We start from the raw sequence: 23162 nt of genomic DNA on the forward strand, positions 1-23162 counted from the left end.
GTGGCACGCATCCGACGGGAGACCTCCCATGGCTCAGCAGACGGAGACGAAGGCCCCGCCCGAGAAGCCCGTCGGAGCGGGCAGTGTGTTCCTCTCGTTCGCGCCCTGGATCATCTTCGGGGTGGTCGCCAGCCCCAGTACGTGGGAGTACGCGGCGCTCGCCGCGCTGATCGCCGCGATCGTCCTGTCCGGGAAGGACATCGCCCGGCGCAGGTTCTACCTCCTCGACATGGTGGGCATCGTGTTCTTCGCGGTGATCTCGGTCCTCGCGCTCGCCCTGGACCGCTCGCAGCTCCTGTGGCTGGAGACCTACGCCCAGGTCATCTCCAACGGAGTCATCGCCGTCGTCGCGCTGGGCTCGCTGCTCAAGGACCCCTTCACCGCGCAGTACGCGCGGCAGCAGACACCCCGCGACCTGTGGAACTCGCCCGTCTTCCTGCACATCAACCGGGTGCTGACCGCCGCGTGGGGCGCGGTCTTCGTCCTCATGGCCCTCTCGACATGGCTGGCCATCCGCGTCCCGTCCCTGGACGACTGGCTCGACTGGGTCGTCCCGGTGGTCCTGCTGGTCGCGGTCGTCAAGTTCACCGAGCGCTATCCCGAGGCGTACAAGGCGCGTGCGGTGTAGTGCATCCGTACGGGGGTCAGGAGCGTCTATGCGGGCATGGAGCTCGACACACCACCCGCGCAGCCGCAGCAACCCGAGGGTTGCCTCGTCGTCGCCATCCGCCTCCCGGTGCGGATCGTCGTCCTGGTGCTGGTCGTGCCGGTGCGGATGGTCTGGGACGCGCTCGTCGTCACCGGGCGGTTCCTGCGGGACACCGTCCTCCGGCCGTTCGGACGGGCCCTGCTGTGGGTCGGCAAGGCCGTGTTCGTCTGGCCGTTCGTGGGCCTGTGGCGGTACGTCCTGGGCCCCGCCGGCAGGGCGCTCGGATGGCTCGGCACCGTCCTCGTCGTCGTGCCGGCCGTGTGGCTGTACCGGTACGTCCTCACCCCCGCCGGGCACGCCCTCGCCTGGCTGGCGCGGGGGGTGGGCGCCGGGTTCGGGTGGGTGTACGCGCGCGTGCTCACCCCGGTCGGGCACGCGCTGACCTGGCTGCTGAAGGGCATCGGCGCGGTGCTGGCCGCCGTCGGGCTCGGTGTGTACACCGCCGTCGCCTGGCTGGCGCGGTACCTGCTCGTCGTGCCCGCGCGGTGGCTGTACACCTGGCTCCTCGCGCCCGTCGGCCGGGCCGTCGCCTGGTGCGTACGCGGACTCGGGTGGCTGCTGGGCGTGCTCGGCACCGGCGCCGGCCTCGCCCTGTACTGGGCGGCCCGCGTCCTGTTCGTGCTGCCCGTGCTCGCGCTGTGGCGCTGGGTGCTCGCGCCCGTCGGCCGGTTCCTCGCGGTCGTCGCGCGCGAGGTCGGCGACGCGCTCGGACACGCCTGGCGGGTCGCCGGGCGGATCTCCCGGGCGGTGGGGCGGGCGCTCGGGACCCTCTTCCGGTGGATCTTCGTGGAGCCGGTGCGCTGGGTGTACCGGAGCGTCCTCACCCCCGTCGGGCACGTCGTACGGGACGCCGTCCTGCGGCCCGTCGCGGACGGCGTGCGCGCGGTGGGCCGGGTCGCGCGCGAGGCCCTGGTCTCGGCCCGCGACACGGTGCGGCAGGCCCGCGCCGACGTGCGGCGCATGCTGTTCGGCGAGGCCCGCCGGCCGGCCCCGGTGGACCGGCGGGAACCCTCGGGCCGCGACACACGTACTCTTGGTAGGAGTACGACCGCTCTCACGAAGGACTAGGACACTGGGCAAGCGACAGCCCGAAGGCCCGCCGCCCGCACCCGCGGTGCAGCGCATCCGACTGCGCTACACCAAGCGCGGCCGCCTGAGGTTCACCAGCCACCGAGACTTCCAGCGCGCCTTCGAGCGGGCGCTGCGCCGCGCCGAGGTGCCCATGGCCTACTCGGCCGGGTTCACGCCGCACCCGAAGGTGTCGTACGCCAATGCCGCACCCACCGGCACAGGCAGTGAGGCGGAGTACCTGGAGATCGCGCTCACCGAAGCGCGCGATCCCGAGACCCTGCGCGTCCTCCTCGACGAGTCGCTGCCCGCCGGGCTCGACGTCATCGAGGCGGTCGAGGCGCGGACCTCGGGCCTCGCCGACCGGCTGACGGCCTCCGTGTGGGAGCTGCGGCTGGACGGCGTCGACCCGGCCGACGCCCGACGCGCGGTCGAGGCCTTCACCGGGGCCGACACCGTCGAGGTGCAGCGCATGACCAAGAACGGCGTCCGCACCTTCGACGCCCGCCCGGCCGTGGTGAGCCTGGAGACGCACGGTGCGCCGGCTGATAGGCCGACCGACCAGCCCTGTGCGATACTGCGGCTGGTTGTTCGGCACGTGACGCCTGCCGTACGACCCGACGACGTCCTGTCCGGTCTCCGCGCCGTGGCCGACCTGGCGCCGCCGGTCCCCGCAGCGGTGACCAGGCTGGCGCAGGGGCTGTTCGATGCAGAGACCGGCACGGTGACCGACCCGCTCGCGCCCGACCGCGAGGCTGCCGGGGCCCTGACGGCCCAGCTGGCCGCCGCCGCGAAGGCGCCGACGCCGGAAGGTCCCGCGTAGGGACGGCCGTCGTAGCGCCGCCCTCGTACTCGGGAGCCACCTGGGTCGGGCAGCGCACCGACCAGAAGACTTTCGCCAGGCCGTACCGACAAGGCGTACGGAACCGGCGAGACAGGACACAGAGTGCTCCCGTGCGGCGCCCGCGCCCCGGACGGCGGCCATCGCGCATCGCGCGGGCCGCGGACGTCAACGGCGGACGGTCCCCAGAGACCGGCGCCGGACCAGGTGCGGCGCCCGGGAGCCTGACGGGAGAAACGCCCGCATGCTCGAGCCGACCGAACCCACCGAGGGTTCCGAACTCAACACCCCCAGCGACACCCTGCCGCCGCGCAGGCGTCGCCGCGCCGCCTCTCGCCCGGCGGGCCCGCCCGCCGCGGCTGCGGAGGCGCCCGCCGAGGTCACCGTGCCGGCCATACCGGCCGCCGACGCCGACGAGCTCGCCGAAGTGACCGAGGACACCGAGGCCACCGAGGTTCTCGGGGCAGAGGGCGCCGAAGAGGCCGCCGAGGCCGCTGCTCCGGCGCCCGCCGCCGAGGAGGCCGCCCCGGCCGCGCGTCCGCGCCGCCGCGCCGCCCGCCGGGCCTCCGCGCCCGCCGGGTCGCCGACCTCCGCCGAGGCCGCCGAGACCGTCGTACCGGCCGCGTCCGCCGCCGAGCCGGAGAAGACCGCCGTGGCCGAGGCCGGCGCGGTCGTCACCGGCGAGGAGGCCGCACCGCGCCGCACCCGGCGCCGGGCCACCCGCAGCGTCTCCGCGCCGACCGCCGCCGAGGCTGCCGCCGCCGAGACCGGTGTGACGGCCGAGGCCGCTGTGACCGAAGCGCCTGCTGCCGCGGAGGCCCCTGCCGAGGAGGCCGCCCCCGCCGCGCGTCCGCGTCGCCGGGCCGCCCGCCGGGCGTCGGCGCCCACCGGATCGCCGGCGTCGGCCGAGGCCGCCGAGACCGTGGTTCCGGCTGCTCCGAAGGCCGAGACCGCCGAGGCCGCTGCCCCGGCGCCCGCCGCGGAGGTGGCCCCCGCAGAGGAGGCAGCACCCGCCGCGCGTCCGCGTCGCCGGGCCGCTCGCCGTGCGTCGGCGCCCACCGGATCGCCGGCGTCGGCCGAGGCCGCCGAGACCGTGGTTCCGGCTGCTCCGAAGGCCGAGACCGCCGAGGCCGCTGTGACGGAAGCGCCTGCTGCCGCGGAGACCTCCGTTGAGGAGGCCGCCCCCGCCGCGCGTCCGCGTCGCCGGGCCGCCCGCCGGGCCTCCGCGCCCGCCGGCGCGCCGAAGGCCGCCGAGGAGGCTCCCGCCGCCGAGCCGGAGGCTACCGACGAGGCTCCCGCCGCCGAGCCGGAGGAGGCCGCCGTCGTCGAGGCGCCGGCCGCCGCCGCGGAGCCCGAGGTTCCCGCTGCCGAGGAGGCCGCTCCCCGTCGTACGCGTCGTCGGGCCACCCGCCGGGTGTCCGCGCCCGCCGGTGCGCCCGCGGCCGGTGAGGCCGAGCAGGCCCCTGCCGGCGCTGCGGCCGAGGAGGCGGAGGAGGCGCCGGCCGCCGCCGCGGAGCCCGAGGTTCCCGCTGCCGAGGAGGCCGCTCCCCGTCGTACGCGCCGTCGGGCCACCCGCCGGGTGTCCGCAGCCGTCACCGACGAAGCCGTGGCCGCCGAGGCCGCCCAGGAAGAGGAGGCCGCGGTGACCACCCCCACCCCGGAGGTCCCCGCGACCGCCCCCACCACCGAGCCGGCCCCCGCCGCGCAGGCACCGCAGGCCGCCGAGGCCGAGGCAGGGGCGCCGCGCCGGTCCCGTCGCCGGGTCGTCCGCGCCGCGTCCGGGTTCGCCGAGCCCGCCCGCCCGGCCCGGCCCGCCGCCGCGGAGACCGACGAGACCGATGGCGCGCGCCGGCCCGCCCGCCCCGCCGTCGCCGTCTTCCAGCCGCCGGTCTTCACCGAGCCCAGGTTCCAGACCCCGGAGCGGGCCGCCGCCGCGGCCGCCGCGGAGGTCTCCGAGGTGGAGGAGCCCGAGGAGTACGCGGAGGAGCGCGTCGAGACCGGCACCCGCCGGCGGCGGCGCCGCCGTGCTGCCGCCGAGGAGACCCGCCCGGTCGAGGCCGCCGCCGAGGAAGAGGAGGAGGCCGAGGAGGCCCCCGAGCCGGCCGAGGACCTCGCCGAGGGCGAGGAGGGCGACGAGACGGAGGGCGCCGAGGGCTTCGAGGAGTCCGGCTCGCGCCGCCGTCGCCGCCGTGGCGGACGCCGTCGCCGGCGCGGTGACGCGGCCGACGGCGAGTCCGGCGAGGGCGTGGACGCCGAGGCCGACGAGCTCGCCGCCGAGCAGGCCGAGCAGGACGCCGAGGACACCGCCGAGCAGGAGGAAGAGGACGCCGAGGAGGGCCGCTCCGAGGAGTCCGGCGCCTCCAGCACCAGCAGCCGCCGGCGTCGTCGCCGCCGGCGCCGGGCCGGTGACACCGCCTCCGACGCCGAGCCGTCCGACGACGACCCGGAGCGCACGGTCGTCAAGGTCCGCGAGCCGCGCAAGCCCAGCGAGCCGTCCGACGAGGTGCAGTCCATCAAGGGCTCGACCCGTCTGGAGGCCAAGAAGCAGCGCCGCCGGGAAGGCCGTGAGCAGGGCCGCCGGCGCGTTCCGATCATCACCGAGGCCGAGTTCCTGGCGCGCCGCGAGGCCGTCGAGCGCGTGATGGTCGTCCGCCAGCACGGCGACCGTACGCAGATCGGCGTCCTGGAGGACGGCGTGCTCGTCGAGCACTACGTCAACAAGGAGCAGTCGACCTCGTACGTCGGCAACGTCTACCTGGGCAAGGTCCAGAACGTGCTGCCGTCGATGGAGGCCGCCTTCATCGACATCGGCAAGGGCCGCAACGCCGTGCTGTACGCCGGTGAGGTCAACTTCGAGGCGCTCGGCATGGCCAACGGGCCGCGGCGCATCGAGGCCGCGCTGAAGTCCGGCCAGTCCGTGCTCGTACAGGTCACGAAGGACCCGATCGGCCACAAGGGCGCGCGTCTGACCAGCCAGGTCTCCCTGCCGGGCCGCTACCTCGTGTACGTCCCCGAGGGTTCGATGACCGGCATCAGCCGCAAGCTGCCCGACACCGAGCGGGCCCGGCTGAAGACCATCCTCAAGAAGATCGTCCCCGAGGACGCGGGCGTCATCGTGCGCACCGCCGCCGAGGGCGCGAGCGAGGACGAGCTGCGCCGCGACGTCGAACGGCTCCAGGCGCAGTGGGAGGACATCCAGAAGAAGGCGAAGAACGGCAGCAACGCGCCGACGCTGCTGTACGGCGAGCCGGACATGACCGTCCGGGTCGTGCGCGACATCTTCAACGAGGACTTCACCAAGGTCATCGTCAGCGGTGACGAGGCCTGGCAGACGATCCACGGCTACGTCTCGCACGTCGCCCCGGACCTGGCCGGCCGGCTGTCGCGGTGGACGAGCGAGGTCGACGTCTTCGCCACCTACCGGATCGACGAGCAGCTCGCCAAGGCGCTGGACCGCAAGGTCTGGCTGCCCAGCGGTGGTTCGCTGGTGATCGACCGGACCGAGGCGATGGTCGTCATCGACGTCAACACCGGCAAGTTCACCGGCCAGGGCGGCAACCTGGAGGAGACGGTCACCAGGAACAACCTGGAGGCGGCCGAGGAGATCGTGCGCCAGCTGCGGCTGCGCGACCTCGGCGGCATCATCGTGATCGACTTCATCGACATGGTCCTGGAGTCCAACCGGGACCTGGTGCTGCGCCGCCTGCTGGAGTGCCTGGGCCGCGACCGTACGAAGCACCAGGTGGCCGAGGTGACCTCGCTGGGCCTGGTGCAGATGACCCGCAAGCGGGTCGGCCAGGGCCTGCTGGAGTCCTTCTCCGAGACCTGCGTCCACTGCAACGGCCGCGGTGTCATCGTCCACCTGGACCAGGCCACCGCGAACGGCGGCGGCGGCAAGCGCAAGAAGCGCGGCGGCCGCGGCGAGGCGCCGGAGCCCGTGCACGAGCACGTGCACGAGACGGCCGCCGTGGCCGTGGAGACCGGCGAGGCCGTCGAGCCCGAGGTGGAGACCGCCGCGGAGGTGGCCGCCGAGGCCGCCGAGCCGGTGTCCCTGCCGGCGCCCGAGTTCGCGCCGGACGAGGAGCTGTACAGCAGCGTCGCCGAGGCGGAGGCGGCGGCCGGCCGTGGCCGTACGCGGCGCCGGGCGAGCCGCCGGGCGTCGGCTCCGGCGGGCGCGCCCAAGGCGGAGCGTGCCGAGCGGGCGCCCAAGGCCGGGCGGGCTCCCAAGGCGGAGCAGGCCCCGGTGGCCGAGGAGGCTGCGGAGGCCCAGGTTCCGACCGCCCAGGACGTCACCGCCGAGGAGGCGGCGGCGCGCCCGGTGCAGCCGGAGCCGGCCGCGGAGGCGCTGGCCGAGCCGGTGGCCGCCGAGGACCAGGTGGTTCCGGCGCCGCAGGCCGAGGCCCCCGCCGCCGAGGAGGCCGCGCCCAAGGGCCGTACGCGCCGTCGGGCGACCCGGAAGGTGTCGGCCCCGGCCGGCTCTCCCGAGGGTGCCGAGGCGGCCGTGGTGACGGTGCCGGAGACCGCTCCCGTGGCCGAGGCACCGGCGGAGCAGCCCGCTCCGGCCGCCGAGGCCCCCGCCGAGCAGCCGGCGGAGGCCGAGAGCGCCGCCGCCCCGGCCCGCCCGCGGCGCCGTGCGGTGCGCAAGGCCACCGCGCCGACCGCGCCCGCGGAGGCGGCCGTCGTGGTCGTCCCGTCGGCCGCGCCGGAGGCTGCCGAGGCGGCCCCGTCCGAGGCGGCCTCGCAGGCCCCGGAGGGCGAGGTGACGGCCGAGGAGGTGGCCGAGGCGACGGCTCCGGCCAAGAAGGCGGCCCGTAAGACCGCCGCCAAGAAGACGGCGGCGAAGAAGACGGCTGCCAAGAAGACCGTGGCCAAGAAGACGGCCGCGAAGAAGACGACGGCCAAGAAGGCGACGAAGACCGCCAAGACGGCCGCCGCGAAGTCGACGGCGAAGAAGACCACCACGGTCTCCACCGCCGGCGACGAGGGCTGACGCCCGCGGTGTGCGGCCGGTTCACGTGACCGGCCGCACACCGGTGGGGCCCGGTTTGACCCCCTCGGCCGTGGCCCCGTAACCTTGACCGTCGGCGTGTCCACTGAACACGCCACATCCCCGTAAACCTCTTCCTCCCGGACGCAAGGCGGGCCGGGAGAGGTCGTCCGTGGTGTTCCTGGACGACTGGCCTGCGGGGGTGCCGTTTCTTCGAGCGAAAGTGAGATCCGCGTGTACGCCATCGTGCGCAGCGGTGGTCGCCAGCACAAGGTTGCTGTCGGCGACATCGTTGAGGTTGACAAGATTTCCACCGCCAAGGTTGGCGACACGGTCGAGCTCTCGACCCTGCTCGTTGTCGACGGCGACTCCGTGACCAGCGACCCGTGGGTGCTGGCCGGCATCAAGGTCCAGGCCGAGGTCGTGGACCACCACAAGGGCCAGAAGATCGACATTCTGCGCTACAAGAACAAGACCGGCTACCGCCGTCGGCAGGGCCACCGCCAGCAGTACACGGCGATCAAGGTCACGTCGATCCCCACGGCTGCGAAGTAAGGGACTGAGGAGAAATGGCACACAAGAAGGGCGCATCGTCCACCCGGAACGGTCGCGACTCCAACGCCCAGCGGCTCGGCGTGAAGCGCTTCGGCGGTCAGGTCGTCAACGCGGGTGAGATCCTGGTCCGCCAGCGCGGCACCCACTTCCACCCGGGCGCCGGTGTCGGCCGCGGCGGCGACGACACGCTGTTCGCGCTGCAGGCCGGTGCGGTGGAGTTCGGTACCCACCGCGGCCGCAAGGTCGTGAACATCGTTCCGGTCGCCTGAATCGCCTGATTCACGCGCTGAACGCTTTCGCGAGGCGGACCTCACTTCCCGTTCGGGAAGGCGGGTCCGCCTTTCGCGTGTTACCCCCACAGGACATACCCGTACGCCCCCGGCCCCGGCCGGGGGGACCCCCAGGAGGCACCGAACCATGACCACCTTCGTGGACCGCGTCGAGCTGCACGTCGCCGCGGGTAACGGAGGCCACGGCTGTGCCTCCGTCCACCGTGAGAAGTTCAAGCCGCTTGGCGGCCCCGACGGCGGCAACGGCGGCCGGGGCGGAGACGTCATCCTGACCGTCGACCAGTCGGTCACGACGCTGCTGGACTACCACCACTCCCCGCACCGCAAGGCCACCAACGGCAAGCCCGGCGAGGGCGGCAACCGCTCCGGCAAGGACGGCCAGGACCTGATCCTGCCGGTGCCGGACGGCACGGTCGTCCTGGACAAGGCGGGCAACGTGCTCGCCGACCTGGTCGGCCACGGCACCTCGTTCATCGCCGCGCAGGGCGGCCGGGGCGGCCTCGGCAACGCGGCGCTGGCCTCCGCCCGCCGCAAGGCGCCCGGTTTCGCGCTGCTCGGCGAGCCCGGGGACGTCCAGGACATCGTCCTGGAGCTGAAGACCGTCGCGGACGTGGCCCTCGTCGGCTACCCGAGCGCCGGCAAGTCCTCGCTGATCTCCGTGCTGAGCGCGGCCAAGCCGAAGATCGCCGACTACCCGTTCACCACGCTGGTCCCGAACCTGGGCGTGGTGACCGCCGGCTCCACCGTCTACACCATCGCCGACGTGCCCGGTCTGATCCCGGGCGCCAGCCAGGGCAAGGGCCTGGGCCTGGAGTTCCTGCGGCACGTGGAGCGGTGCAGCGTGCTGGTGCACGTGCTGGACACCGCGACGCTGGAGTCCGACCGCGACCCGGTCTCCGACCTCGACATCATCGAGGAGGAGCTGCGCCAGTACGGCGGGCTCGACAACCGTCCCCGGATCGTCGTCCTGAACAAGGTGGACGTGCCGGACGGCAAGGACCTCGCCGAGATGGTCCGCCCCGACCTGGAGGCCCGCGGCTACCGCGTTTTCGAGGTGTCGGCCGTGGCGCACATCGGGCTGCGCGAGCTGTCCTTCGCCCTCGGCGAGCTGGTCGCCACCGCGCGCGCCGCCAAGCCGAAGGAGGAGGCGACCCGGATCGTCATCCGGCCCAAGGCCGTGGACGACGCCGGCTTCACCGTCACCCGCGAGGAGGTCGGCGGCGAGCCGCTGTTCCGGGTGCGCGGCGAGAAGCCGGAGCGCTGGGTCCGCCAGACCGACTTCAACAACGACGAGGCCGTCGGCTACCTCGCCGACCGGCTCAACCGCCTCGGCGTGGAAGACCAGTTGATGAAGGCGGGCGCCCGCTCGGGCGACGGTGTCGCCATCGGCCCCGAGGAGAACGCGGTCGTCTTCGACTGGGAGCCGACGGTCATGGCCGGCGCCGAGATGCTCGGCCGCCGCGGCGAGGACCACCGCTTGGACGAGGCCCGGCCCGCGGCGCAGCGCCGGCGGGACAAGCAGGCGGAGCGCGACGAGGCACTGCGGGAGTACGACGAGTTCAACCCGTTCGAGTAGGGCTCGGCGGGCTGTGCCCGGCCGCGGCTGAACCCGCGGTGTTCTGACGGTGCGACGCGGAGAGGACCCCGGTCCTCTCCGCGTCGCGTTTCTGCGGTGCGGGACCGGCTGGTCCCCGCCGGCCTCGGCGCGGGCATTCCCCGGCCGGCTCCCTTTCATTCACTTTTTCAGGACAATCGGCGACCCGGCGGCCCGGGCCGGTCCGCTCGCCGCCCGGGCCTGGTCCGGTGCGTGCCCCGGTGACTGAGGGGCCGTCAGGAGAGCGTGCGACTCGCCGGTGGGCGTCGGCGGCGGGGCGGATTCCGATCTACCGTCAGATCCGTTGTGGCGCGACGGTTTTCTCGTGCCGCAACGGGTCTCCTGTTGTCTCCCTATTTGTCATGCTCGCGATGGGCTTGGTTCAGCAGGCGGACCGTCCGGCCGTGGGAACTTCCGACTGTCCGACACACCTGTCCAAGTGGCCACTGTGGCAAAGGGAGTCAGCGCATGACCGCACCATCGCCCGACCGCCGCCGCTTTCTGACCGCCGGGGCCGCCGTCCTCGGGGCCGCGGCCTCCGCCCAGTTGTGGCTGCCCGGCACCGCCCGCGCCGCCGACACCCCGCTCCCCGACGGCGTCTTCACCCTCGGCATCGCCTCCGGCGATCCGCTGCCCGACGGGATCGTGCTGTGGACCAGACTCGCGCCCGACCCGCTGAACGGCGGCGGCATGCCCGATGCCGTCTTCCCCGTGGAGTGGGAGATCGCCGAGGACGAGCGGTTCCGCAGAACCGCCCGCCGCGGCACCGCCGAGGCCCGCCCGGAACTCGGCCACAGCGTCCACGTGGACGTCCGCGGCCTGCGCCCCGACCGCCCGTACTGGTACCGCTTCCGGGCCGGCGGCCAGCTCTCGCCCACCGGCCGCACCCGCACCGCCCCCCACCCGCACCAGCGGGGCGGCTCGCTGCGCGTCGCCCTCGCCTCCTGCCAGAACTGGCAGCACGGCTACTTCACGCCGTACGCCGACATGCTCGCCCAGGACCCCGACGTCGTGCTGTTCGTCGGCGACTACATATACGAGTCCGCGCCCTCGGCGACGGCCGTACGGCGGCACGAGGGCAAGGGCGAGCCGTACACCCTGGTGCAGTACCGCAACCGGTACGCGCAGTACAAGACCGACCCCGACCTCGCCGCGATGCACGCGAACACCCCCTGGGTGGTCACCTTCGACGACCACGAGGTGGACAACGACTGGGCCGGCGAGATCCCGCAGGACCCCGACAAGCAGCCGCACGACAGGTTCGTGTCCCGGCTGACGGCGGCCTTCCAGGCGTACTACGAGCACATGCCGGTGCGTGCCTCCGCGATCCCCACCGGCCCGCACATCCAGATGTACCGCCGCCTGGAGTTCGGCCGGCTGGCCCGGCTCAACGTCCTCGACACCCGGCAGTACCGCAGCGACCAGGCCACCACGCAGGAGGGCGCCGAGGCACCCACGCAGACCATGCTCGGCGCCGAGCAGAAGCAGTGGCTGCTCGACGGGCTGTACGACTCCCCGGCCCGCTGGAACCTCATCGCCTCGCAGATCATGATGGCGGAGACCGACCTGCTGCCCGGCGACGGCAAGCTCTGGTACTACGACGCCTGGGACGGCTACCAGGCCGAACGCAACGCACTGCTGGAGGAGTTCGCCGACATCCGCAACCCGGTCGTGCTGAGCGGCGACCGTCACCTGACGATGATCAGCGACCTCCGGACGGACTACGCCGACCCCGACTCGGACGTGGTCGGCGCCGAGTTCGTCGGCACCTCCGTCTCCAGCAGCGGCGACCAGGACCAGGACGCCTTCCACCGGCAGTGGGACCCGCTGATGGCGGACAACCCGCACTGGAAGTTCATCGACGCCCACCGCGGCTACCACCTGTTCGACATCCGCCGCGACGGCATCGACGCGCGGGTGCGGGCCGTCGACACGGTGCTGAAGCCGCAGGCGACGGCGAGCACCCTGGCCCGGCTGCGGGTGGAATCGGACGAGCCGGGGGTCCGGCTGGTGTGACGTCCGCGAGCCTGGGACTCATCCGGGTCCCAGGCTCCTGCCAGCCCCACCCCAGGTGAAACTCTTACCGTCCGTTGACCATGGAGACGGACTGCCATCGGCCCGCACAAGAGCGGGACCACCGCCGGCCAGGGCGCCCTCTTCGCCGCCAAGGAGCGGCTGCCCGCGCACGGCGTGGAGTGCCCCGCGCACACCCGGCACCCGACCGGCACCGGAACCGGCTGCTTGAGCAGGTGCGGGCCACCGGCGGCAGCACCCAGGTGATCAGCAGCGAGTTCTTCGCCGACGCGCCCGACGACGGCACGATCGGCCGCCCTCCCAGTGGCAGCAGTACGGCCCCGAGTCACCTCGGGCTGCCGGAGAATCTCCTGCAACCGGTTCCGGACACCACGAATCGGTCGCTCACCCTGGCCGAGACGGAAATGCTGCGGAACCTCAATGTGGAATTCCGCGGCAATGGACTGCGGGACGAGCTGTATTCCCGCCTCGTACGCAACGGTGCCGTGCTGCATATGAAGAACACGTGCAGTCCCTCGCCCCGGGACGTGAAGATCCCGACACCCCGCTGGGCGGTCGAGGCGGCGGCCCCTTCGCGCTGTGTGCACCAGACGCCGTCGAAGGAACTCGTGCGGGTCCTCGGGCACCGTTGTCCGAAGCGGCTACGGAGGCGCTGAACCCTCTCCACGGGCACCTGTGGACTTACTCACAGCAAATTCACGGGCGTTCACGCGGCCCGCCGCCAATCACCAGGAGTGCAAGGTGAATGACAGGTTGCGCGCACATATGCAGCGGAGGGCACTCACCTTGCACTGCGGTTACCGGAAGTGGGACCATTTCACGGTTCCCTGTCGCCCCAAGGTAGGTCACCTGTGTCCCAGCACATAGCCAAGCCCCGTACCACCGCAGTGATCCTGGCCGGTGGCACCGGTCAGCGGGTGGGTCTGTCGATCCCCAAGCAGCTGCTGAAGATCGCCGGGAAGGCAGTCATCGAGCACACCCTGACCACCTTCGAGAAGGCCGACTCGATCGACGACATCATCGTGCTGATGGCCCCGGGCTATGTGCCGGACATCGAGAAGATCGTCGCCAAGGCGGGCTTCACCAAGGTGAAGAAGATCATCGAAGGTGGTTCGACGAGGAACGAGACCACCGAGCGCGCCATCTCCGCGCTCGGCGAGGGCCTTGCCGAGGGCGAGGACCTCAACGTCCTCTTCCACGACGCCGTACGCCCGCTGCTCTCGCAGCGCGTCATCGACGACTGCGTGGCCGCGCTGGAGCGCTACCAGGCCGTGGACGTCGCCATCCCGTCCGCCGACACCATCATCGTCACGCGCACGCACGGTGAGGACGGCGAGTTCATCACCGAGATCCCGGACCGCTCCCGGCTGCGCCGCGGCCAGACCCCGCAGGCCTTCAAGCTGTCCACCATCCGCCGCGCCTACGAGGTCGCCGCCGGCGACCCCAACTTCCAGGCCACGGACGACTGCTCGGTGGTCCTCAAGTACCTGCCGGACGTGCCGATCCACGTCGTCGCGGGCGACGAGTACAACATGAAGGTGACCCAGCCGGTCGACGTCTTCATCGCCGACAAGCTGTTCCAGCTCGCCTCCACCGCCGCGCCCGAGCAGAACGGCGAGGAGGCCTACCGCGAACTCCTCACCGGCAAGACCGTCGTCATCTTCGGCGGCTCCTACGGCATCGGCAAGGACATCGCCGAACTCGCCGAGTCGTACGGGGCGAACGTGTACGCGCTGGGCCGCTCCACCACCGGAACGCACGTGGAGAACCCGGAGGAGGTCGACGACGCGCTGTCCAAGGCGTACGCGGAGACCGGCCGGATCGACTACGTCGTCAACACCGCGGGCGTGCTGCGCATCGGCAAGCTCGCCGAGACCGACAACGCCACCATCGAGGAGGCGCTGAAGGTCAACTATCTGGCCCCGGTGCAGATCGCGCGCTCCTCCTACAAGTACCTCGCGGAGACCAACGGCCAGCTGCTGCTCTACACCTCCAGCAGCTACACCCGCGGCCGCGCCGAGTACTCCCTGTACTCCTCCACCAAGGCCGCCATGGTGAACCTCACCCAGGCGCTGTCCGACGAGTGGGCCGGCGACGGCATCCGGGTCAACTGCATCAACCCCGAGCGCACCGCCACCCCGATGCGCACCAAGGCCTTCGGCCAGGAGCCGTCGGGCTCCCTGCTCTCCTCCGAGGCCGTGGCCCGTACCTCCCTGGACGTGCTGCTCTCCGAGCTGACCGGGCACGTCATCGACGTCCGCCAGCAGGACCCGACCGCGGGCGCCGCGAGGGCCTCCGGCTTCGAGCAGGCGCTGGCCACCGTGCTGGACCGTCAGGACGGCGTGTAATAATCAGAGGTAATTAAGCTTTTGGGAATTCAGGCCTCTGTGGGTACCCGTTCACCGGGTATTCGCAGAGGCCTGTATCCGTACCCCACAGGAATTACCGGCTTCTCCCGACATTCCTGAACAAAACCGGCACTCCCCCCTCCCAGAGCAGGTTTCTCCGTGATATCCACCGCTATTCGCGTCGCCCGGGTGGGCAGCGCGGCCGAGCTGGCCGCGGCGGCCCTCGTGATGCTGGGCTTCCCGGCGCTCATGCTGGCCGCGCTCGTCCCGAGCGTTCCCGCTTTCGCGGCTCTGGCCGCCGTGACGTACCTGGCGGACCACTATCTGCACCGCAAGGGCAGCTACCTGATCAACCGCCTCAGCAAGGTCCGGGCAGGCCTGTCGATCCGCTTCCTGATCCGACAGCTGCTGCTGATCCTGCTGCTGGCCCGCCTGTCCCTCTCGGACGACCTGATCTTCTACGGTGCGGTCGCCTGCTTCATCGCCTTCTACGGCCTCCAGGCCCCGCATGGCGCCCTGGTCACCCTGATCCGCAACCGGCGCCGGATGCCGGTCGCCACCCGCAACATCGACCTGAAGTCCCGCATCCGCATCCCGGACGCCCCGCCGCGCGGGCTGCTGCACCGCTCCGCGGAGAAGATGCTCCACCTCGACCTGTTCGCGGTCGTCGGCATCCTCGTCTCCGCGGAGCTGGGGTCCGCCGGGTTCGGCTTCCTCGGCATCGGTCTCACCGTCGGCCTGGGCACCGGGTACATCCTGCGCCTCCTGCCGTACGTGCGCGGCCGGCGGGTCCCGCCGAAGGCCGAGACCGTCCTCGCCGCCGTCGACGACTGGCTGGCCGCCTACAAGCCCGAGACGGTCCTGTACTTCTCCGGCTCCAAGGACTCCGCGTACCAGGTCAACATGTGGCTGGAGACGATGGAGCAGCTCCAGACCCGGCCGCTGATCATCCTCCGAGAGCGTGTCATCCTCGGCAACCTCGCACCGACCACGGTCCCCGTCATCTGCGTGCCCGGAGGGGTGCACCTGATGAACCTGGACCTGTCCACCGTGCGGGTCGCCCTGTACGCGGCCAACGTCGGCAAGAACATCCACCTGCTGCGCGTGCCCACCATGAAGCACGTCTTCATCGGCCACGGCGACAGCGACAAGCTGGCCAGCGTCAACCCGTACAGCAAGGTGTACGACGAGGTGTGGACCGCCGGCCGGGCCGGCCGCGACCGGTACGCCATCGCCGACGTCGGCGTCCGCGACGAGGACATCGTGGAGGTCGGCCGCCCGCAGCTCGCCCCCATCCAGGGCTGGCAGGGCGTGCCCGAGGGCCGCATCCCGACCGTCCTGTACGCGCCCACCTGGGAGGGCTGGGACGGCAACCCCGGCAACACCTCGATCGTGCTCGCCGGCGAGAACATCGTGCAGAAGCTGGTCGCGGCCGACCCGCCGGTCCGCGTCCTGTACAAGCCGCACCCGTTCACCGGCACCGTCAGCAGGGAGGCCAAGGCCGCCCACCAGCGCATCACCGCCCTGGTCGAGAAGGCCGCCGCCGAGCGCGCCGACGACTCCCGGTTCACCGCCGACAGCGCCGCCACGGAGCAGGCCAAGGCCGAGCTGGCCCGCATCGAGGCCCGGCTCGACCAGCTGACCGTCACCGGCGGTGCCAAGGGCGACGAGGCCGAGGCCACCCGCGACGGCGTCGTGGACGTGCACCGGCACGAGGAGATCGCCCGGCTGCGCGCCGAGTGGAACGACGCCTACTGGCGCTCCTTCCCGTCGTACGAGCACCGCGTCATCACGGGCGCCGAGCCGCGCCTGTACGACTGCTTCAACGTCTCCGACGCGATGGTCTCCGACATCTCCTCCGTGGTCTCCGACTTCATCGCGAGCGGCAAGCCGTACGCCGTCACCGACTCGGGCGAGCTGGGCGCCGAGGAGTTCAAGCGGCAGAACACGGCCGTGCGCGCCGCGGTGATCCTGTCCAACAGCGCGGCCGAGCTGGGCGGCCTGCTGGACGCCGTGCGCGACCCGGCGGGCGACCCGCTGGCGCAGGACCGCAAGGAGCTGAAGCAGTACCTGCTCGGCCCGGACGAGCCGACGTCGATCGACCAGTTCAACGCCGCGGTCGCCGACCTCGCCCTCAAGGCCGAGGCCCGCAACGTGGGCCAGCAGTCCCGGCTGGGTGCGGCGAACGCCGACCCCGCCGAGACGGCCGAGCTGACCAACGCGGTGCCGGGCCAGCGCACCGCGTCGGCCGGCGAGACGGACGGCGTCGGCGCGGGCTGACCCCCCCGGCGCGCGCACCGGGCCCCCGAGGAGCGTTCCTCGGGGGCCTTGTTCTTCCTCGGTCGGAGCAGGCGTGTGACGTGCGGCACTCTTTGCCTTCCGCAGGGCAACCGCTTCCCCCGGTCGCCCGTCTAACATCTTGCGATTGAGGTGATACGGGGGAAATACTCCGTGACTAGGGGGAAGAGTGACCGTCGTGACGCAGCCTGATGTGAGCGTGATCATCGGGGCGTACGAAGCGATGCCGTACCTGGTCGAGTGCCTGGCATCCGTCGAGGCACAGACCATCGATCCGGCGCGCCTGGAGGTCATCGCGGTCGACGACGGCTCGACCGACGGCACGGGCGAGTGCCTCGAGGAGTTCGCCGCCCGCGCCCCCATGCAGGTCACCGTGATCCGCCAGGAGAACTCCGGCGGCCCCAGCGGCCCGCGCAACGTCGGCCTGGGCAAGGCGGCCGGACGCTTCGTCTTCTTCCTCGACGCCGACGACCGGCTCGGCCCCGAGGCCCTGGAACGCATGGTCGCCATGGCCGACAAGAACGGCACGGACGTCGTCCTCGGCCGGGTCGAGGGCGTCAACCGCACCGCGCCGAAGTCCATGTGGGGCAAGAACCTCGACCGGGCCGACGTCTTCACCTCGAACATCAAGTTCACGCTCAGCGCGCAGAAGCTGTTCCGCCGCTCCCTGCTGGAGCAGCACGGCATGCGGTTCGACGAGTCGCTGTTCACCGGCGAGGACGCCCTGTTCACGCTGGAGGCGTACCTGCGCGCGGACGGCGTCTCCGTGCTCGCCGACTACACCTGCTACTACCTGGTCGGCCGTGACGACGGCAAGCACGTCACCAAGAGCGGCAGCTACACCCTGCGCTTCGACTCCGCGCGCGCCCTGATGAAGCTGATCGCCGACATGGTCCCGGCCGGCGACAAGCGCGACCTGCTCATGGTCCGGCCGTTCCTCATCACGCTGCTGCCGCAGTTCGGGCCCAAGTTCCTCACCGACAGCGAAGAGGTCCGCCGGCACAAGTTCGAGCTGGCCAAGCCGCTGATGGACGCCTACTGGACGCCCGGGGTGTCCCGCCGCCTCAAGGTCCACGAGCGGCTGCGGCTGCACCTGGTCGCCATGCAGCGCGCCGACCTGCTGCTGGACGTCGTCAAGTTCGTCAAGGCGAAGAAGCAGGCCGCGGCCGTGCTGGAGAAGCGCGGTACCCGCCTGTACCTGATCTACCCGCACTTCCGTTCCAGGACGGCCCGCATCCCCGACGAGATCTACCTCGCCGACCCCCGCGAGGCCCGCGCCTTCGAGGGCTACCGCGAGGCGGTCGCCAACTCCGTCCCGCGCCGCGCCCTGCGCAAGGCACGGCGGACCCTGCGCCGGCTGCTGCCCCGCAAGCGCTCCGGGGCGGCCGCGACCTGAGCGACCGGCCGGGTACGACGACCGGGCCCCGAGCCGGTGCGCCAGGGGCCCTTCGTTCCGCCGGAGGCTACTGCTTGCCGGACTGCAGCGCGCGGCGCAGGGGCCGGCCCACCACACGCCGCGCGCGCCGGTAGACGGACGTGGCCGGGGTCGCTGCCGCCGTGGCCTTCTGGGCCTTCGCCTTCTGCGCCTTCGCCAGTTCCCGCCGCAACTGGGCGTTGTCCTGGGCCAGTTCCGTCACCTGGCTGTGCAGCCAGCCGAACCGGCTGCTGAGCGAGGCGAGATCGGTGTCGTTCCACGGCCGGATGCCCGGCGGGAAGGACAGCGCGCGCATCTTCTGGTCAAAGGCCGCCCCGCCGTCGCCGTGCGTGAAGGTGTTCCGCAGCCCGTTCCTGTCCAGGAACTGCACGAACCGGCCGAAGCGCTCCGCGTGCCCCCCGACCAGCCCGCTCAGGTCCGCCTGCTCGTACAACCGGGCCGGATCCGCCGCCTCCGGGTCCTTGGCGGCCCGGTCCAGCCGCAGGTGCGGGATCTCGAAGTAGCGGCACAGCTCCAGCGTGCGCGAGTCCCCGCACAGCACCGTCGCGGGGGTGCCCGCCAGCAGCGCCGCGATGTTGCCGTGGATGCGCGAGCCGAAGGAGAAGTCGAAGGACCGCAGGTCCTCGATCCAGGTGACCGGGTCGACGTACACCCGCACCTTGCCCTCCCGGTACATCGGGTGGTCCGGGTGCGTCGGCATCGCCGTCACGCGGGCGTTCGGGTCCGTGAGGTCCCGCCAGTGCAACTGCCGTGCGTCGCTGATGTTCTGGCCGACGAAGCACAGGTTCGGGTAGCGGGCGTGGGTCCGGGTGATGATCCGGTCCAGGCCCTGCTTCTGCACCGCGCTGTGCGAACCGTTCACCGCGATCCGCGCGTCCGCGGTCAGCTCCGGCACCTTCTTGCGCACGTCGAGATCACGGCCGTACAGGAACATCGACGGGCAGCCGATGACCTCGACGTCCCGGAAGCCCATGTCCCGCAGGTACTGCTCGGTGAACTCGCCGCGCACCCCGATGGAGGCGCTGCGGTCCAGCACCGCCGCGCAGAACTCGCGCACGGACTGCTCCATCGGCTTCAGCCGCGCCGGGTCGTAGCCCAGCCCGGTCTGCGCGCCGACGCCCAGGACCACCACGGGGATCCGCAGCCTGCCGATCAGCCGGGTGAGCCGCTTCAGCCGGCCCTCGAAGGACGGCCGGAAGGCATTGGCCAGCGGCACGACGAACGCGTCGTACTCCTCGTTGATCCGGGCGGCCGCAGCCACGTCCGTGCCGATGCCGTTGGAGACGACCTCGGTCTCGGGCGTTTCGAGGATCTTGTGCGCCGCGTCGCTGAAGATCAGGTTGCCGGCGTTGGTGGCGATGACGTCCCGGTGGAGGGCCTCCTCGACGGAGAGGACGTCGTACGGGCTCTTGCCCGAGCGCAGCAGGATGCGCTTCACGGGGGGAACAGTAGGTGACACAAACTTCAACTTATGTTGGGGAGACATTTAATTTCTACAGGCAACCACCACAACTTTTTTGCCGTACGCAAATGGTGAGTGAACGACTACGCTTCGCCTGTCCGGGAGCTGGACCGGTGCGCACCACCCGATCCACTTCGCGTAGATTGCCGGACAGGCAGCCGGCAACGCGCGAGGGGACCGAGGGCAAGGTGGCAAGGGCAAGGCAGGCCGTGGGCGAGGCCCGCAGGATCGTCGTCAAGGTGGGCTCCTCCTCGCTGACCACCGCCGCGGGCGGTCTGGACGCCGACCGCGTCGACGCGCTCGTCGACGTCCTCGCCAAGCTCCGCAGCGGCGGCGAGAAGGAGATCGTGCTCGTCTCCTCCGGCGCCATCGCCGCCGGCCTCGCCCCGCTCGGCCTGCGCCGCCGCCCCAAGGACCTGGCCCGCCAGCAGGCCGCCGCCAGCGTCGGCCAGGGCCTGCTCGTCGCCCGCTACACCGCCTCCTTCGCCCGCTACGGCGTCCGCGTCGGCCAAGTCCTGCTCACCAGCGACGACATGAGCCGCCGCGCCCACCACCGCAACGCCTCGCGCACCCTCGACAAGCTGCTCGCGATGGGCGCCTTCCCGATCGTCAACGAGAACGACACCGTCGCCACCGACGAGATCCGCTTCGGCGACAACGACCGCCTCGCCGCCCTCGTCGCCCACCTCGTCCACGCCGACCTCCTCGTCCTGCTCTCCGACGTCGACGGCGTCTACGACGGCGACCCCGGCAAGCCCGGCACCTCCCGGATAGCGGAGGTGCGCGGGCCGGAGGACCTCGCCGGCGTCGAGATCGGCAGCGCGGGCAAGGCCGGTGTCGGCACCGGCGGCATGGTCACCAAGGTGGAGGCCGCCCGGATCGCCGCCGCCGCCGGCATCCCGGTGGTGCTGACCAGCGCCGTCCACGCGGCCGAGGCCCTGGCCGGCGGTGACACCGGCACCTACTTCCACCCCGCCGGCAAGCGCTCCGCCGACCGGCTCCTCTGGCTCCAGCACGCCTCCACCCCGCAGGGCGCCCTGATCCTGGACGACGGTGCGGTGGACGCCGTCGTGAAGCGGCGCACATCGCTGCTGCCCGCCGGAATCGCCGCCGTGGAGGGCGAGTTCAGCGCCGGCGACCCCGTCGAACTGCGGGACGCCGCCGGCCGCGCGGTGGCCCGCGGACTCGTCAACTTCGACGCCAAGGAGATCCCCCGGCTGATCGGACGGTCCACCCGGGAGCTGGCGCGCGAGCTGGGCCCCGCGTACGAACGCGAGGTCGTACACAGGGACGACCTCGTGCTCCTGCACGCCTGACTCTCGCAGAACAGCTCGTAAAACAGGGCGTAAGGAACGCCCCCGGTGGGGGACGTTCCGTAAAACCACCACGCGGAGCCCTGCGGCCTGCTCAACTTTCTTTCGGGGACATGTTGAAGGGACACGTTCCGTCAAGGGGTCGAGCGAGCCATACAAGGCATGCGCGTCATGCGTGTCATGCGAGGCATGCGAGCCATGCGTGAAGGAGGCCGTCGTGAGACGAGTGCGCCCTGGGGCGACGTCCCGCGGTGCTCTGACGAGCGTCGCGGCCGGGGACACCTATGAGGAGCCCAAGGACCTGCCCAGGCTGTGGCACGTCACCCTCAGCGTCTCCGGGAAGAAGGTCCCCCTGCCCGAACTGCGGCGGGCCCTGGAACAGCTCGCCCACGACCACCCCTTCCTGCTGACCAGCAGATACGCGACCGACCACGCCGAGATCCGGTACTGGGAAGAGGCCCGCGACCTGCACGACGCCGCCGCCGTGGCGCTGCGCCTGTGGGGCGAGCACCGGCAGAGCGCCGGCCTGCCGGCCTGGGAGATCGTCGGCCTTGAGGTCATCGACCGCGAGACCTACCACCACCGCATCGCCGAGGGCTACGGCCCCGCACCGGCGACACCGGTGGGGGTGCACCCGTTCTGAGGCGGGGGAGGATCCGGGGCGGCGCGGAGGCCCGGGGGCTGGGGGCGGTGCCCGGGGTGAGGGCGCGGTAGGGGCCGGGGCCGGTGCCCGGGGCGGGGCCGAGGCGGGGGCTCTCGCCCAGGACCGGTGCCCGGTGTGATGGCGAGGTAGGTGCCCGGGGCGGCGCCGGGTGCCGCGGCCGGGACCGGGCGCGGGGCAGGGAGCGGGACGCGAGGGGCGGGGTTCACCCGTTTTGCGGTGTCTCGGGGTGTGGGACGACCGCTGAACCGCCGCGCCCCGCGCACTACCCTTCCCTCATGACCACGCTCTCGCCGTACGACTCGATGTCCCCGGTCACCCAGGCCGCCTACCGGGCCAAGGCCGCCGCCGCCGACCTCGCGCCGCTCCCGCGCGCCGTGAAGGACGACGCGCTGCTCGCCATCGCCGACGCCCTGGAGGTCCGGACCGCCGAGATCGTCGAGGCCAACGCCAGGGACGTGGCCAAGGCCCGGGAGAACGGCACCAGCGAGGCCATCGTCGACCGGCTCACCCTCACCCCCGAGCGGGTCCGCGCCATCGCCTCCGACGTCCGCGACGTCGCGAAGCTGCCCGACCCGGTCGGCGAGGTCGTCCGCGGCTCCACCCTCCCCAACGGCATCGACCTGCGCCAGGTCCGCGTTCCGCTCGGCGTCGTCGGCATCATCTACGAGGCCCGCCCCAACGTCACCGTCGACGCCGCCGCCCTCTGCCTGAAGTCCGGCAACGCGGTCCTGCTGCGCGGCTCCGGCTCCGCCTACGAGTCCAACACCGCCCTCGTCCGGGTGATCCGCGACGCCGTCGGCGGTGCCGGCCTGCCCGCCGACGCCGTCCAGCTGGTGCCGGGCGAGAGCCGCGACTCCGTCCGCGAGCTGATGCGCGCCCGCGGCCTGGTCGACGTCCTCATCCCGCGCGGCGGCGCCTCCCTGATCCGCACCGTGGTCAACGAGTCCACGGTCCCCGTGATCGAGACCGGCACCGGCAACTGCCACGTCTACGTCGACGCCCGGGCCGACATCGACACGGCCATCGAGATCCTGATCAACTCCAAGGCCCAGCGGGTCAGCGTCTGCAACGCCGCCGAGACCCTCCTCGTCCATCAGGACATCGCCCCCGAGTTCCTGCCGCGCGCCCTGGACGCCCTCGCCGAGGCCGGCGTCACCGTCCACGCCGACGAGCGGGTCATGGCCTACGCCAAGGACTCCAAGGCCACCGTGGTCGAGGCGACCGCCGAGGACTGGGAGACCGAGTACCTCTCCCACGACATCGCCGCCGCGGTGGTGGACTCGCTGGACAAGGCCGTCGAGCACATCCGGCTGTGGACCTCCGGCCACACCGAGGCCATCGTCACCACCTCCCAGCAGGCCGCCCGCCGCTTCACCCAGCTGGTCGACTCCACCACCGTCGCCGTGAACGCCTCCACCCGCTTCACCGACGGCGGGCAGTTCGGGTTCGGCGCCGAGATCGGCATCTCCACCCAGAAGCTGCACGCCCGCGGCCCGATGGGCCTGCCGGAGCTGACCAGCACGAAGTACATCGTCACCGGCGACGGGCACGTACGCCGCTGAAG

16 protein-coding genes are annotated in these 23162 nt (G+C 72.2%); 15 read left to right on the forward strand and 1 reads right to left on the reverse strand.

Annotated features, from left to right (window positions below):
• The first annotated feature begins 28 nt into the window (after positions 1-28).
• From ACIP4Y_RS02215 to ACIP4Y_RS02270, 12 genes are all read left to right on the forward strand, one after another.
• Complete coding sequence (locus tag ACIP4Y_RS02215; protein WP_401386635.1) at positions 29-628, forward strand: hypothetical protein; 600 nt, start codon at positions 29-31, stop codon at positions 626-628.
• A gap of 36 nt (positions 629-664) precedes the next feature.
• Positions 665-1777 (forward strand): hypothetical protein, encoded by a 1113-nt coding sequence (locus ACIP4Y_RS02220; protein ID WP_401386638.1) that lies wholly within the window; start codon positions 665-667, stop codon positions 1775-1777.
• Positions 1778-1823: 46 nt separating this feature from the next.
• Positions 1824-2600 carry a TIGR03936 family radical SAM-associated protein gene (locus tag ACIP4Y_RS02225; protein ID WP_401386641.1) on the forward strand — a complete coding sequence of 259 codons (777 nt, stop codon included), beginning with the start codon at positions 1824-1826 and terminating at the stop codon, positions 2598-2600.
• Between the two features lie 262 nt (positions 2601-2862).
• The gene (locus ACIP4Y_RS02230) at positions 2863-7608 is read left to right on the forward strand and encodes a ribonuclease E/G (RefSeq protein ID WP_401386644.1); all 4746 of its coding nucleotides are present in this window, start codon (positions 2863-2865) and stop codon (positions 7606-7608) included.
• Positions 7609-7839: 231 nt separating this feature from the next.
• Positions 7840-8160 (forward strand): 50S ribosomal protein L21, encoded by a 321-nt coding sequence (gene rplU, locus ACIP4Y_RS02235; protein WP_028422127.1) that lies wholly within the window; start codon positions 7840-7842, stop codon positions 8158-8160.
• A gap of 14 nt (positions 8161-8174) precedes the next feature.
• Entirely contained in the window at positions 8175-8429 is a 255-nt protein-coding gene (gene rpmA, locus ACIP4Y_RS02240; protein ID WP_023550764.1) for a 50S ribosomal protein L27, read from the forward strand.
• Between the two features lie 148 nt (positions 8430-8577).
• A complete protein-coding gene (obgE, locus tag ACIP4Y_RS02245) occupies positions 8578-10026 on the forward strand; it encodes a GTPase ObgE (protein WP_401386649.1) in 1449 nt (482 codons plus the stop codon).
• A 486-nt stretch (positions 10027-10512) separates the two neighbouring features.
• Positions 10513-12060, forward strand: coding sequence for an alkaline phosphatase D family protein (locus ACIP4Y_RS02250; RefSeq protein ID WP_401386652.1), 1548 nt, complete (start codon positions 10513-10515; stop codon positions 12058-12060).
• A 233-nt stretch (positions 12061-12293) separates the two neighbouring features.
• A complete protein-coding gene (locus ACIP4Y_RS02255; RefSeq protein WP_401386655.1) occupies positions 12294-12734 on the forward strand; it encodes a hypothetical protein in 441 nt (146 codons plus the stop codon).
• Positions 12735-12929: 195 nt separating this feature from the next.
• Positions 12930-14426, forward strand: coding sequence for a D-ribitol-5-phosphate cytidylyltransferase (locus ACIP4Y_RS02260; RefSeq protein ID WP_401386658.1), 1497 nt, complete (start codon positions 12930-12932; stop codon positions 14424-14426).
• Between the two features lie 189 nt (positions 14427-14615).
• Positions 14616-16706 carry a hypothetical protein gene (locus ACIP4Y_RS02265; protein ID WP_401388617.1) on the forward strand — a complete coding sequence of 697 codons (2091 nt, stop codon included), beginning with the start codon at positions 14616-14618 and terminating at the stop codon, positions 16704-16706.
• Positions 16707-16947: 241 nt separating this feature from the next.
• Positions 16948-18120, forward strand: coding sequence for a glycosyltransferase family 2 protein (locus ACIP4Y_RS02270; RefSeq protein ID WP_401388620.1), 1173 nt, complete (start codon positions 16948-16950; stop codon positions 18118-18120).
• 67 nt (positions 18121-18187) lie between these two features.
• Here ACIP4Y_RS02270 and ACIP4Y_RS02275 read toward each other — a convergent pair whose 3' ends face one another.
• Positions 18188-19597, reverse strand: a complete 1410-nt coding sequence (locus tag ACIP4Y_RS02275) for a polysaccharide pyruvyl transferase family protein (protein WP_401386661.1) — start codon at positions 19595-19597, stop codon at positions 18188-18190.
• Positions 19598-19830: 233 nt separating this feature from the next.
• Here ACIP4Y_RS02275 and proB point away from each other — a divergent pair, with 233 nt between their 5' ends.
• The 3 genes from proB (at position 19831) to ACIP4Y_RS02290 (ending at position 23160) form a co-directional block, all read left to right on the forward strand.
• Positions 19831-20937, forward strand: coding sequence for a glutamate 5-kinase (gene proB, locus ACIP4Y_RS02280; protein WP_401388622.1), 1107 nt, complete (start codon positions 19831-19833; stop codon positions 20935-20937).
• 214 nt (positions 20938-21151) lie between these two features.
• The gene (locus ACIP4Y_RS02285) at positions 21152-21577 is read left to right on the forward strand and encodes a hypothetical protein (protein WP_358646873.1); all 426 of its coding nucleotides are present in this window, start codon (positions 21152-21154) and stop codon (positions 21575-21577) included.
• 296 nt (positions 21578-21873) lie between these two features.
• A complete protein-coding gene (locus tag ACIP4Y_RS02290; RefSeq protein WP_401386665.1) occupies positions 21874-23160 on the forward strand; it encodes a glutamate-5-semialdehyde dehydrogenase in 1287 nt (428 codons plus the stop codon).
• Positions 23161-23162: the final 2 nt, after the last annotated feature.

The organism is Streptomyces sp. NPDC088810 (assembly GCF_044750305.1).
Lineage (GTDB): Bacteria > Actinomycetota > Actinomycetes > Streptomycetales > Streptomycetaceae > Streptomyces.